The 13,384-nt window shown below is 55.8% G+C and carries 10 protein-coding genes; 6 read left to right on the top strand and 4 right to left on the bottom strand.

Going from position 1 to position 13,384, the window contains the following annotated elements; genetic code table 11:
* Positions 1–205 precede the first annotated feature (205 nt).
* Positions 206–694, top strand: a complete 489-nt coding sequence (locus Fuma_RS19315; protein WP_077028424.1) for a hypothetical protein — start codon at positions 206–208, stop codon at positions 692–694.
* Between the two features lie 5 nt (positions 695–699).
* The gene (locus Fuma_RS19310) at positions 700–1,149 is read left to right on the top strand and encodes an acyl-CoA thioesterase (RefSeq protein ID WP_083732162.1); all 450 of its coding nucleotides are present in this window, start codon (positions 700–702) and stop codon (positions 1,147–1,149) included.
* A 2-nt stretch (positions 1,150–1,151) separates the two neighbouring features.
* Here Fuma_RS19310 and Fuma_RS19305 read toward each other — a convergent pair whose 3' ends face one another.
* A complete protein-coding gene (locus tag Fuma_RS19305; RefSeq protein ID WP_077025565.1) occupies positions 1,152–2,594 on the bottom strand; it encodes a DUF1501 domain-containing protein in 1,443 nt (480 codons plus the stop codon).
* A gap of 1,370 nt (positions 2,595–3,964) precedes the next feature.
* Here Fuma_RS19305 and Fuma_RS19295 point away from each other — a divergent pair.
* The 3 genes from Fuma_RS19295 (at position 3,965) to Fuma_RS19285 (ending at position 6,981) form a co-directional block, all read left to right on the top strand.
* A complete protein-coding gene (locus Fuma_RS19295) occupies positions 3,965–4,933 on the top strand; it encodes a DUF1559 domain-containing protein (RefSeq protein ID WP_077025563.1) in 969 nt (322 codons plus the stop codon).
* A gap of 116 nt (positions 4,934–5,049) precedes the next feature.
* Positions 5,050–6,234, top strand: a complete 1,185-nt coding sequence (locus Fuma_RS19290) for a glycine C-acetyltransferase (RefSeq protein WP_077025562.1) — start codon at positions 5,050–5,052, stop codon at positions 6,232–6,234.
* A gap of 363 nt (positions 6,235–6,597) precedes the next feature.
* Positions 6,598–6,981, top strand: coding sequence for a DUF3467 domain-containing protein (locus Fuma_RS19285; protein ID WP_077028422.1), 384 nt, complete (start codon positions 6,598–6,600; stop codon positions 6,979–6,981).
* Positions 6,982–7,041: 60 nt separating this feature from the next.
* Here the strand turns inward: Fuma_RS19285 and tsaE are convergent, their stop codons facing one another.
* From tsaE to Fuma_RS19270, 3 genes are all read right to left on the bottom strand, one after another.
* The gene (gene tsaE, locus Fuma_RS19280) at positions 7,042–7,518 is read right to left on the bottom strand and encodes a tRNA (adenosine(37)-N6)-threonylcarbamoyltransferase complex ATPase subunit type 1 TsaE (protein ID WP_077025561.1); all 477 of its coding nucleotides are present in this window, start codon (positions 7,516–7,518) and stop codon (positions 7,042–7,044) included.
* 25 nt (positions 7,519–7,543) lie between these two features.
* Positions 7,544–8,848: a Gfo/Idh/MocA family protein gene (locus Fuma_RS19275; protein WP_077025560.1), complete on the bottom strand. Its 1,305-nt coding sequence runs from the start codon at positions 8,846–8,848 to the stop codon at positions 7,544–7,546.
* A 291-nt stretch (positions 8,849–9,139) separates the two neighbouring features.
* Positions 9,140–10,063, bottom strand: coding sequence for a hypothetical protein (locus tag Fuma_RS19270; protein WP_077025559.1), 924 nt, complete (start codon positions 10,061–10,063; stop codon positions 9,140–9,142).
* Between the two features lie 385 nt (positions 10,064–10,448).
* Here Fuma_RS19270 and Fuma_RS19265 point away from each other — a divergent pair, with 385 nt between their 5' ends.
* Entirely contained in the window at positions 10,449–13,289 is a 2,841-nt protein-coding gene (locus Fuma_RS19265) for an efflux RND transporter permease subunit (RefSeq protein WP_077025558.1), read from the top strand.
* Positions 13,290–13,384 lie beyond the last annotated feature (95 nt).

The following is a 13,384-nucleotide window of genomic DNA, read 5'->3' as shown; positions in this document are numbered from 1 at the left end:
AAACAGGAGCAATGGAAGCGGCGAAGGTCGTAAGTTTGGCAGCCTTGATTGTAGCCGTTGCAGTCACCGAGCACAGGTTTTGATATCCGGTCTGCGCCATTTCAGGAATCGAGCCGCAGGCAAGATGCTGACTGGCCAAAATAGTGACGTCGCGCTAACATCTGTGGCGAATGCTGACACTTCTTTGAAAGTAACGAGAACAATCATGGACCCTGAACTGATTCTTGCCGTCATCTCTCGCTGGGCACACATCGGAACCGCAATTGTATTAGTCGGCGGGACGGCGTTTTTTCGTCTGGTCGTCGTGCCGTCGCTGGAAGGCGATTCGACAGACCTGATCGGACGAATCCGCGAACGGTGGAAGAAGTTTGTTCACGGCGGGATCGCCCTGTTTCTGATCAGCGGCCTGTACAACTACATGCTGATGATTCCCAAGCACAAAGGCGACAAGCTCTATCACCCACTTGTCGGCACAAAGATTCTGCTGGCTCTGGCTGTCTTTTTCCTGGCATCGGCCCTCGTTGGTAACAAACCGGGCACTCAGAAATTTCGTGATCAGTCGAAGAAGTGGACAGCCATCATGCTATTGCTGGCCGCCGTCATCGTGGGGATTTCCGGGTTCGTCAAAGTGCGTCCCTACAGCGCGGCTGCTCAGGAAAGCTCAGAAGTCGCCGACACAGCAGTAGTTGAGTAGTCGCGATGCCTGTTCAGGACAACCTGCCGCCGGGCGTTTCTGAAGCGCTACGGGAATACCGGACGATCACAACGATTCCGGTGCAGTGGGGAGATATGGATGCGTTCGGCCACGTGAATAACGTTGTGTATATTCGCTGGCTGGAATCCGCGCGAGTTGACTTGCTGGATTCGGTGACGTCCGAGGTGACGATGGCGACCGGCGGCATCGGTCCTATTCTCGCATCAGTCCACTGCGACTATAAGCGGCAGCTCCACTTTCCGGACACCGTGCACATTGGTTCGCGTACGGAACGAATCGGTCGCACCAGCGTCGATGTTGAACATGCGGTGTTCAGTCAAAACCAACAGGCGGTGGTCGCATTTGGCAAATCAGTCCTGGTCGTGTTCGATTACGCGGCCAATCGCCCGGTACGAATTCCAGAATCATTAAGAGCTGGATTCGAAGACAAATAACGTCAGGCCAACACGTCTTTGACTACGTGTCCGTGGACGTCGGTCAGCCGCATGTCGCGACCGCTAAACCGGTATGTTTGGCGTTCGTGGTCCACTCCGCAAAGGTGCAACATGGTCGCGTGCAGGTCGTGAATTTCGACCTTGTTCTCGACCGCTTTGTAACCGAACTCGTCCGTCGCACCGTACACAGTGCCGCCTTTGACTCCGCCGCCGGCCAGCCACAGTGAAAAACCATACTGATTGTGGTCGCGTCCGTCTTTGCCCTGAGCGAACGGCGTGCGACCGAACTCACCGGTGAACACGACCAGCGTCGAATCCAGCAGGCCGCGCTCTTTGAGATCAGCCAGTAATGCGGCAATGGGCTGGTCGACACTCTTTGCATTCTTTGTATGGCCGTCCTTCAGATTGCTGTGCTGGTCCCACCGATCGCCGTTGCCGCCAGGGCACGTCAACTGAATAAACCGCACTCCCCGTTCGACCAGACGGCGAGCAATCAGGCACTGTCGGCCAAATGTCTGAGTGTTCTTGAACTCGTCGTGCATGCCGTACGCGGATTGAGTTTCCTGAGTTTCGTTCTGCAAATTTGTGAGTTCCGGTACGGCCATTTGCATGCGCGCGGCGAGCTCATAATTTGCGATGGCCGATTCAATTTGGTCGTTGTGCTGGTAGCGTTCCAGTGTTTTCTGGTCGAGCGTGCGAATCAGGTCCAGCTTACGTCGCTGCAGTGCATCGCTGGCTTCGCGGCGTTTGATGTCTGCGACTGGCGGGTTCGAATTCGCAAAGACAGATCCCTGATAACTGGCAGGCAGAAAACCGCTTCCGAAGTTGTCGAGGCCGCCCGGCGGAATCAGGCCACCATTCAGAATCACGTAATGCGGCAGGTCCTGGCATTCGGTACCGAGGCCGTAACCGAACCATGCCCCCATGCTCGGCCGTCCCTGCTGGCCGTGTCCGGTATGCAGAAAGTAGTTAGCGTTGGTGTGTTCTGGAAAGTTCGACACCATCGAACGAATGACGGCGAGGTCATCCACATGTTTGGCCACGTGTGGAAACAGATCGCTGACGGGGATTCCGCTTTCGCCATATTGCTGAAACTTCCACGGGCTGGCCAATGTGTTGCCAATATTGTTGAACTGAGTCGGTTCGGTCTTAACTGGAAACGGCTTCCCGTCCTGCTCATCCAACCGCGGTTTGGGGTCGAAGGAATCCACCTGCGACACGCCGCCGTCCATGTACAGGAAAATCACGCTGCGGGCCTTCGCGTCGAAGTGAGTTTCCTTTGGCGCGAAGGGATTTGTCGAACGGTCGGGCGCCGCCTGGGCATCGTTTAGCAATCCGGCCAATGCGACCGCACCGAAACCGGTGGCACATTTGGTCAACATGTCGCGGCGAGTTCCGTTTAGCGACAGGTATCGGCGGCAATGATGATCGGTGTTTCGTGGCATGATGGCGTTCGGTCAGAATGAACGGTGAGTGTCATTTGATTCTACCATAGGCCGTCAGCGCGCATGAAAAAAGGCCGATCGGAATTCCTTGAATCCGATGGCCTTTTTCAGGTTGGAGGCATTCAGGTCTCTCAGGCCTGAAAAGCGTACCTCCCGTCTCTCTCTCTTCGACTCGGGCTCGTTTCTCAGGCGAGCCACTGTCTCTCAATCGCTTGGCTGCCTCAGGGGCAGCGGCTGCTTTCTCAGGGCAGCCAGTGGGTTCAGGATCTCACTCCGAACCAGTCTCTCTCTGCCCAATAGACATTGCAACGATGATGCCAAACGTCGGGTAACTGCAACGGCTGGCCACTTCGGGAAGTGGTGGAGTGAGTCTAAGTTGTTTTATACAAACAGCTTATGTGTATTGCTTGTTTTTCGTCGTAGAATCGCGGACCGAGGCGACCGCTCGGCTGAGTGACCTCGATTGCAAATTCTACACTGCAAAAACGTTGTAGTTGTTACAACGACAATCAGTTCTTTCGCACTGCGCCGCCTCTTTCGGGGTGGATGCTCGGTGCCTGGGACTTTGCACAAACGGGAATCCTGAACCCGTGGCCGGAGGTTGTGAGTGTGCATGTTGCATTGACGCAAGTGCTGCATAGCATGGAGTTACAACCGACCCAGCATTCCGATTTTCTAACGGCTCTCCGGCTTTTTCGCGTTGCGAAAACGTTTGAACGGAGAATGGCGTGAATTCGCGGCCTCATGCCGTGCGACATTCCATGAAACTGCTCGCCCTCATTCAGGCTCTGCTCCTGCTGACCACCAGTCTTGTCCCGGAAGGGCGAGTGCTGTTGAGCGGTGGCTCCTGCGCGGGGGAATGCGGTTGTTCGGCAGATTCCCGTCGTTCCGGAACGTGTTGCTGTTCCACGGCCCCGCCATCAGAATCGTCGCGCGATTCGAGCGATGCGGACAGTTGCTGTCAGTCGGGAAAATCGGAACGGGTCAATTCGGCACCGGCATCGTGCTGCAGTCGGAAGGGGGCACCGAAGAGTTGCTGTTCTGAAGATAGCAGTCCACGAAAGCAGCGTGAGCCGACACCAGACTGGGGCATGATTTCCACGTGCGGTTGCGGAGAATACAGCGCGACACTGGTCCTGCATGCACCTCGCACCGTTGTCCGCGGTGTCCGAGTCCAGGGCACTTATGCCCGTCCTGAGAGTTCCTTGACCATCGACGAATGCTGCAACGCGGAACGCTCCGCACCGGCTACTCCTCCGCCGAAGAGTTCTTCCTGTTGAACTCTCACCCTGCCGAAGACGCCCAGCTGTGCGACAGCTTGAGGTGCGTCTTCGGTTTCTGATCTCTATCTCCCAACAGGAACTTTTCTCATGTCAAAATCTGCGCGCAAACTGCGCCCTGGATTTACGTTAATCGAACTTCTGGTTGTGATTGCGATTATTGCGATCCTGATTGCTTTGCTGCTGCCTGCCGTGCAACAGGCGCGCGAAGCCGCGCGGCGAACTCAGTGCAAAAACAACCTCAAGCAAATCGGGTTGGCTCTGCACAACTACCACGACATCTACAACACATTTCCGCCGGGCTATACGGCTCGGAATGTCACTGCGTCAGATCCGGTCACGGCCGAAACCGGTCAAGGTTATGCGTGGTCGTTTGCCATTCTGCCGCAACTGGAACTCGGCAATCTTTCGGCGGCCATCGACACCAATAACAACGCCGTTGAACTGAACAACCTTGCCATCGCAGCCACGTCTACGCTGAGTGCTTTTCTGTGCCCCTCCGATTCCGCACCGCTACAGTTTGATGTGGTGGATGGGACCGGGGCAACCATCAGCCTGCCCAGTTCAAACTATCCGGGCATTCTGGGTTACGGCAGCGTGACGATGAATGCCGGAAGCGGCACGGGTGTTTTCTTTCGTAACAGCAGTATTCGATTGCGTGACATCACTGACGGCACGTCGAACACGATCTGCGTGGGCGAACGCAAGCACGAACACAAATTCAAGACAGGCATGCCAGCGGTAGCGGCCAACAGCACGTGGTACGCGGCCATACCGGGAGTCACCCGACCCGGCGGCATGAGCGGCATGATGGCAAGCATGACTGAAGGTTCAGGCTCAATGATTTTAGGGCATGTGGGGCAAACGATGGGAATGATGCAGATGCATTCAAATCCCAACCAGACAAACCACATCGTCCACTTCAGCAGTCAACATGTTGGTGGAGTTCAGTTTGTCCTGTGTGATGGTTCGGTGCACTTTCTAAGCGAGAACGTGGACTACGATACGTTCCGGCATCTGGGTGAACGAGCCGACGGTGAGGTGCTGGGCGAGTTCTAACGTCCGGTTTCCTGACGTCCGAAATTCTTCTACGATGGCCTTTCGGGGCCATCGTTTTTTTTTGCATGGTTGGTGGCCCCGCAGGACTCTGATATTCCCAAACAAGAAAGCTCACGATGTCCGACTTTCTAGATCACATCGCTGAACAACTGACCGACATTCAATCCCAGGGATTGTTCAAGTCGGAACGCACGATCGACTCGCCGCAGAGTGCTGATATCCGGCTGGCAGATGATTCCACGGTGCTGAATCTCTGCGCCAATAACTATCTGGGCCTGGCCGATCATCCGGAGATTCTCAAGGCCGCTCATGAAGCCCTCGACCGGTGGGGTTATGGTATGGCGTCCGTCAGGTTCATCTGCGGAACTCAAACGGTCCACCAGCACCTGGAATCGGCGCTCAGTCAGTTTTTGGGCATGGACGACACGATTCTTTATAGCTCATGCTTCGACGCCAATGGCGGGCTTTTCGAAACGTTGCTGGGGCCGGAAGATGCCGTGATTTCAGACCAGTTGAATCATGCGAGCATCATCGACGGCGTGCGGTTGTGCAAAGCGAAGCGGTTTCGCTATCGCAACAACGATATGGCCGACCTGGAAGAACAACTAAAGCAGGCGTCATCGTTGCGGCACCGGCTGATTGCTGCGGACGGCGTGTTTTCGATGGACGGTTACCTTGCCAACCTGCCGGCGATCTGTGATCTGGCGGACAAGTACGATGCCAGCGTGATGGTCGACGATTCTCATGCTGTGGGCTTCACGGGGGAAAATGGCCGAGGCACGCACGAGCACTTTGGCGTCATGGACCGCATCGACATCATCACCGGCACGCTGGGAAAAGCGCTCGGTGGGGCCAGTGGAGGCTACACGGCTGCGCGGCAGCCAATTGTGGACCTGTTGAGACAGCGTTCGCGACCGTATTTGTTTTCTAACACGCTGGCTCCACCGATTGCCGCCGCAACGCTGCGAACGCTTGAGTTGTTGAACGAATCCGGCAACCTGCGCAGCCAACTCCGCGAAAACACGGCCTGGTTTCGAGCGGCTATGACAGACGCCGGGTTTCGAATTCTACCCGGCGAACACCCCATCATTCCGGTGATGATCGGCGATGCGGCGTTGGCCACGAAAATGTCTGACGAACTGCTTAAGCGAGGCGTGTACGTGGTCGGCTTTTCGTTTCCGGTGGTCCCCAAAGGTGAAGCCCGAATTCGCACGCAAATGTCGGCGGCTCACAGTCGCGCAGATCTGGAAAAGGCCGTGTCCGCGTTCGTCGATGTTGGACGACAGCTGGAAATCAGCTAACGCGGCGCTCGTTTACTGTGCCTTTGTACAGATCGTGATGCCTAAAGGCGGGCTTTCGTCAGCGTGAAACACCACGTTTCGGTACCTTCGCTACAGGTGGACGTAGCCGTGTTGTTGAGTTGGAAGTCTGCAGAATGCGGCTGGCATTCGGGTGGCACCGGCCCCAGACTGCCGTACCTTCCTGTTCCCACAGGGGTGCGTGGAAACGTTGGCCCGTCTACAAAACAGTAGCGGGCACTCGTTGTTGTTCAGTTTCATGGCTGTTATAACGCCGGGGTATTCGCGTCTTTCCGCGTAATTAGGTGACGCCCATACGAATTTGGACGCAAGGCGAAAGAAATGAAAAAGGTTAGGAGAAAAAAAGTGAGCGACGAAGAGAAGTCAGGTGACAAGCCCGCAGAAACATCTGCACCGGCCGCCGATCCGGCAGCAGCTCAGGCCCAGCAAACGCAGGAAGTCGTAGTTAACGACAGTTCGGCCAATGCCGGATACGCAAACTTCTGCCGAGTCTCAAGTACTCCAGAAGAATTGATTCTGGACCTGGGACTTAATCCCACACCGTATGCCACTGGTAAAGTGGACGTGAACGTGAATCAGCGAATCATTCTGAATCACTTCACCGCCAAGCGCCTTTGGAGCGCATTGTCAATGGCTCTGCAAAGGCACGAGCAGGCTTTCGGCGTTCTGGAAACAGACGTTCGAAAGCGAGTCAAAGCGCCTGCAGTCGACAGCGGCCCAACTGGCTAATCGACAAAACTTGCACAAGGGATCGAAGGAAACTTCGGTCCCTTTTTTCATGCGCCGCTCTCAGCCTTTAGCGATTGCTTCAACAACCGCACGGCTTGCCGCACCACTGCCTGACATCGCGAATTCCCGCGACGTTTCACCCGTGTGACGGATTCGGATTGCCAGGTGATCTGAAGGCAGGACTTCGCGAACGATGTCGGCCCATTCAATGAGACAAACAATGCCGTCATCGTGAAGATATTCTTCCGCGCCGATTGCCAAAAATTCGTCGACGTCGCCCAGTCGGTAGGCATCGAAATGAAACACGGGGAGGCGGCCGTCGGCGTAAGTTTGCATCAGCACAAAAGTTGGACTGTTCACCAGATCGGCGTCAGCATCCAGCCCTCGGCAAATCGAACGCACAAGGTTGGTCTTGCCTGCTCCAAGCTGTCCGTCGAGTGCGATCGTAAGCCCGGTTGCGATCGCGCGGCCAATGCGTTCACCCAGTTGCTGAGTGTCTGATTCGCTGTGGCTTTGGAAAATGAATTGATCGGTCATAACGTGGAAGGCGTTCGGGGGGGACTCAGGCGGTTTCAAACCCGTCCCGTTGATTACGTTTCAAGTGTGTGTTCGCGTCGGCGTCATGAGGGAACGTTTCTGTTTTGGGATCCCATTTCAGAGTGCGGCCTACCTTCATCGCGATGTTTCCCAGATGGCAGGTACTCACACTGCGATGCTGGCTTTCCACATCAGACACAGGCGTGTTTCGCGACTGGACACAGTCGAAGAAGTTGCCCATGTGATTGATGATTGCTTCCAGCTTGCCCGCTCGTTCCGGCCGCTGCAGATTGTCGAAATCGTAGACCGTCCAGTCGTCGCGCGTCAGCGGCGTGGACTTCAGGTCTTCGACCGGTTTTCCCTGCAGTGATCCACGATTCACGAAAATCCGACCTTCGTCGCCAGTGAACATGATGCCGTTGCGACCGGTATCACTGACCGTCATGACCACGCCGTTTTCGTACTTATATGTCGCACTAAAATCGATCGCGACGTTGTACCCGTCCGGCACGTTGGGATAGACCGCCGTACCTGAAATTTCCACCGGATAGCTGTTGATGGCCCACTGAGCGATGTCGAGGTGGTGAGCTCCCCAGTCTGTCATTTGGCCGCCTGAATATTCGTACCACCAGCGAAACGTGTAATGACCGCGTTCTGCAAGATACGGCGTGTCGGGCGTTTGTCCCTGCCATAAGTTCCAGTTGAAGTTTAGCGGCACCCGCCGCTTTTCGAACGGACCACCCGTGACATTTTTGCCGAGTACGATATCGACCTTCTGAAGCTTTCCGATGCGGCCCTGGCGCACCATTTCGACAGCCTGTCGAAAGCGATGGTCGCTGCGTTGCCACGATCCGACCTGCACGACGCGTCCGGTTTCCTGCACGACATCACGCAGGACTTTGCCTTCGTCGATCGTCAAGGTAAGCGGCTTTTCACAGTAAACGTCTTTCCCTGCGCGACAGGCGTCGATCACCATTTTGGTGTGCCAGTGATCGGGGGCTCCAATCGTGACGATGTCGACGTCTTTGCGAGCCAGCAGGTCCTGATAATTTTCGAAGTCTCGCGGCGTGCTTCCAAACGCGGACTTAACCGGATCGCGGACGTTCTTGTCCACATCGCAGACGGCCACGATGTCACCATACATCGCGGCTTTATTCGCAATGACACTGCCCTGATACCTTAGCCCGATCGCTCCAACGCCTGCGCGTTCCACCTTCGCACGCGGCTTGTCCTGAGCGGTCGCGGCTGCACTGAGTGGAAATCCGGCCAGCATCCCGGTGGCAGCGGTTGTCGTCGCGAGAAAATTTCGGCGAGTGCTTGAAGAAGGCATGGCTTGATCCGGTGGGTGAGAACAGGCGAGCGGCTGGAAGATCGAGGGAGAGGCGCAGAACGAAGTTCGATCGCGACCGGTTAGGGAATATCGTACTCACTCGCGGCCGGTTGTCATGTGAGCCGCTCAGAAGCGATGTCAGGCTGGCCCAATCGGCAGACGTGAACGGACGGCAGGACACTTGGCTTTTTCGCGGTCACAGCAGTTCCGGGCTGTCTCTGCGGGAGGTAGAAATTGAACAGCATGGAAGCGTTCTGAGCACAACAAACGCAGCCTCAAGAGGTATACGTGTCACTCGCTGCCGAACACGAGTTCCAGTTCCTGACGTTCTCGCAACTTACGAGAATGGATCTGAATGGTGTCCTTCACCAATCGGCTGGCGCCCGGAACCTTGATTGCCAGCTGAACTTTGTTGCCGCGGACATTGATGCGTTCGCTGCTGCTCATCTGCTGCAACTTCTTATCTTCGTCAGTAAAAAACGAATTGTGCGGTGCCGTGCTGTCGTAAGGGATCTTCTGGCGATACTTGTCCGAACCGATCACGTAGCCGCTCAGATCATTGACGCGATAAGCGCGAGTGTCCGACGGCAGCTTCACTTCGATGATAATCAGATACGGTTGCGCCGCGTCCGGGGCTTCCGGTTCTGTCCAAACGGTGAAGCTACCTTTGGTGACGGCAAGTCCGGATTCCGGCAGCTTAAACAGGAAGTCACCGGCCGACCCCTCATCCTCGGCCGCGTCCTTTGTATTCAGCGACGATGCCACAACAGCATTGGCCGTCGTTTCGATCTGCCCGTTTTCAACGGCTTGCAAACTGTTCGACAACTGCTGGATGTTGGTCTGCCCATCGACGTCACTCAAACCGATTTCTGCGACAACTTCAAATTGAGGCTGTTCGTCCGCACGATCGAAGTCGTCAAGGCTGGCCCGAATCGGCGTGGTCACGGTGTCTTCGGTGAGCAACTGCCCCACAAACGTGAAACCGACGGCCGCGATGCCGTAGGCCAGCAAATGCAGTAGGGTCGATAGGTAGTAACCCACGGCGGTTGAGCCTGTTGCCACCTGTAGCACGTTCATGACAATTTCAGGGGCTTCCGTAGAATCGCTATCGCCAGTCGTTTGCGTGGTCTGCGATGATTCGGGCGTCACCAATCCAGGCACAGCACCGGCAAGCGGCGGGATTGATATGCCGGAGTTCTGTACGGTGGAGGCCATAGATTTACTTTGCGAAGCCACTGCGACGGATCACTCGTTCTTCTTGTGGTAACGGGGTAATTATTACGTCGACTGCTTAAACTGCCGAGTTTCAATGAGATCGGCCCGTTTTCCGGCTGCTCAGGACTGACGCCAATCGCCTCCCGCGTGACTGGCAAGTGCCGCCGACTGCTGGCCTCAGAATCCGACAAAAGGCCAGCAATTGCCCCATTTACCCAGAGGGATCATTCTGAGAAGATGCTCAGACCGTAACTAATTGGACGCATCGTGTCGGAAAGCCAAACAGAACGTCAATGTTCTGATGACGCGTCGCCATTTTACGGATACTATCCGCAATTCGTCAGTGTTTTTTTGAGTTTAGCTAGTACCGAGGCAGCAGGTATTCGTGACAGAATCACGGAAGAAACCGATTCTTCAACGCCGCGACCGCTGGGGGCATGGCATTCCTCTGTGGATTGTCGTGGGCGTCGCGTTCCTGATTCCCGTCATGGCATGGGCTCTGCGCGACCTCAAGATGCACAACGACGTCGCTGGCTGGCTGCCGCGCAATGACCCTCAAGCCAGAATTCTAACATGGTACGAATCCATGTTTCCGTCTGAGGACCGCGTGCTGGTCTCATGGGATTCGGCATCTATCACCGACCCTCGATTGCGGAAGCTGGAAGATAAACTGGAAGGGACTCGCTCAGAAAGTGGCAAGTCTGAGGGCGGATCTCCTTATGTCAGTGATGTCACGCTTCCCACCGAATTGCTGACACGCATGTTGTCGCGGGACGTCCCCTTCGATCGGGCGATGTCTGAAATCGACGGCGTTTTGATCGGTAAGGGCCCGCTAAAAATTCGCATTTCCGAAGCCGGCCGCAAGCGTGGTGAGTTCCTTGTTCAGGAAATACTGGATCTGGCCAAGCAGGAATTCGGTCTGGACGTGAAAGTCGTGGAAGGCGATATGCCGCTTCCCGAACTGGAAGCTGTGCCGTTGGAGGAATCGAAGGCCTTCAATACAGACGTGGAACTGACGAAGTACATTCAAGCGCAGCCATTGTATTCCCTTCAGTTGTCGTGGCTGGGCATGCATTCAGATCCGGCGACGATGTCTGCTTTCCAGGAAGCGTTGCTGAGTTTGGAGGATCCCGGAGCCAGCGGTCAAGGCATCGGGGCGCAGTGTATCGAAGAGTGTTTCGTGACGCCGGGATCACTGGCCGCTGTGTCGGTGTCTTTGTCTGAAGCCGGAATTGCGGACAAAGAGGCTTCTGTTGCGGCGATTCGTGAAGCCGTTGAACAGGTTGGAGTTCCGGCCGACACAATACATCTGGGCGGTCAGCCGATTGTCACTGTGGCGTTAAACAATGCCGTTCAGGACGCTGGATGGAACCCCAAATACGAGGTGTGGAATTTCGCACGCCGGTCGCCGATTCTGCTGTCTGCCATTGTCAGCGTGCTGTTTTCGTTTGTGATGCTCAGAAGCATTCGCCTTGCGACTCTGGTGCAGGCGGTGTCGTTTCTCACGGTCATCGTGGCGATGGCTTTGATCCCGCTGTCCGGCGGGACTCTGAACATGGTGCTCATCGTGATGCCGACGCTGCTTGTCGTGCTGACGACGTCGGCTGCCATTCACCTTTCCAACTACTGGAAGCATTCCGGCATTTCAGACCCCAGCCAGTCCGTTTTCTCTGCTGCGAAAACAGCGTGGCTGCCGTGTGGTCTGGCGGCCTGCACTACATCCGTTGGTTTAGCGTCGCTGACCGTCAGCAACCTTGTGCCGGTGCGAGACTTCGGCATCTATGCTGCGATTGGCTGTCTGATTTCGTTTGTCGTCGTGTTGTATGTGTTGCCGTCGCTGATGCTGTACTGGCCGCGCTCACCGCCGAAAGCAGAAAGCCTGGAAACCGGTCACTGGAATCGTTTTGGCCGCTGGCTCGCTCGCAACCGCACGATGGTCGCGGTGGCCTGCGTGCTTTTGACGGCCGCTGCAGGCTGGGGACTGCGAAACTTTGAAACAGAAACAAAAGTGATCCGTTACTTCCCGGAAGATTCGCGGCTTGTCCGTGACTACGTCTTTCTGGAAGACAAGCTCTCTGGCGTCATTTCGATCGACACGATTGTGAAGTTCGACACCGAAGCGCAAAAGCAGTTGCCGTTTATCGACCGCGCCCGCAAAGTGCATGCACTGCAGCAGGAAATCCGGCAGCATCCGGAAATCAGCGGCGTGCTTTCACTGTCCTCGTTTCTGGACCTGCGTAAGCCCGATCCTAAGACGATGTCGCGTTTCGAACGACAAATGCTGGGTCGAACTCAGCAGCGAGTCGGTCAGCGGATTCACGAGCGGCTGAAGGATAACTCAGTCGACGATGAAATTTCGTCAATGCTGGCTTTGCCGGACTACGCAACGGACTGGAAAGAGTCTGGCGATCAACTGCTCAATCGTGAAGGCGACGAAGTCTGGCGAATCACGGCTCAAACATCCGCTCTGTCGGACACTGACCTTGAAGTGCTGCTGGGTGACATGAATGCCATCGCGGAATCGCAGCTTTCGATGGTGGGAAGTCCGAATACCGGGCACATCGTGACCGGCCTGATTCCGGTATTCCTGCGGACTCAGCAAGCAGTGCTGGAAAGCTTGATCCGTAGTTTCGGCATGGCATTTATCGTTATCGCCATCGTGATGATGGTGCTGCTCCGCAGTCCGTTTGCCGGTCTGCTGACGATGCTTCCGAACCTGATGCCCGTAATACTGATCTTCGGCCTGCTGTCGTGGATGGAATTGAAAGTCGACATTGGCACAATGATCACCGCTTCAGTCGCGTTGGGTATTGCCGTCGACGGAACTCTGCACTTGATCACGTGGTTTAAGTCCCTGGTTCAGCAGGGAGTGCCCGTGGAGTTTGCGGTCGGCAAAGCTCTGGAACACTGTGGCCCGGCTATGTGGCAAACCAGCGCCGCAATAGGTTTCGGCATGCTGGCTTTGTTGCCAGCGGAATTGCTACTAGTCAGCCGCTTCGGTTGGATCATGGCAGCGTTGATCTTTGCGGCATTGGTAGCTGACGTTGTTTTTCTTCCCGCATTGTTGGGAGGAACTTTGGGACGTCTGATTCAGAAGGCCGTGTGTACTGACATTGTCCCCGAATCGACCGACGAGCCGCAAACGGTCAAACTGCCGGGCGCCGGGCATGGGGCGTCACGAAAAGCGGAGGCAAAGTCTGACGTTTCGTCGAAGGAATCCGCTTGAGCTTCAGCGTAGAATAGTTCCGCAGCTCGACGCGTGGGCGGTGTTGCTGCAGCGGTGTGCTCGATCCAACTTTTGGGTTTCGTTGGCAGGTTGTC

The organism is Fuerstiella marisgermanici (genome assembly GCF_001983935.1).
Taxonomy (GTDB): Bacteria; Planctomycetota; Planctomycetia; order Planctomycetales; family Planctomycetaceae; genus Fuerstiella; species Fuerstiella marisgermanici.
The sequence above is the reverse complement of the archived record's forward strand: the minus strand, read 5'-3'. Positions and strand labels throughout refer to the sequence as shown.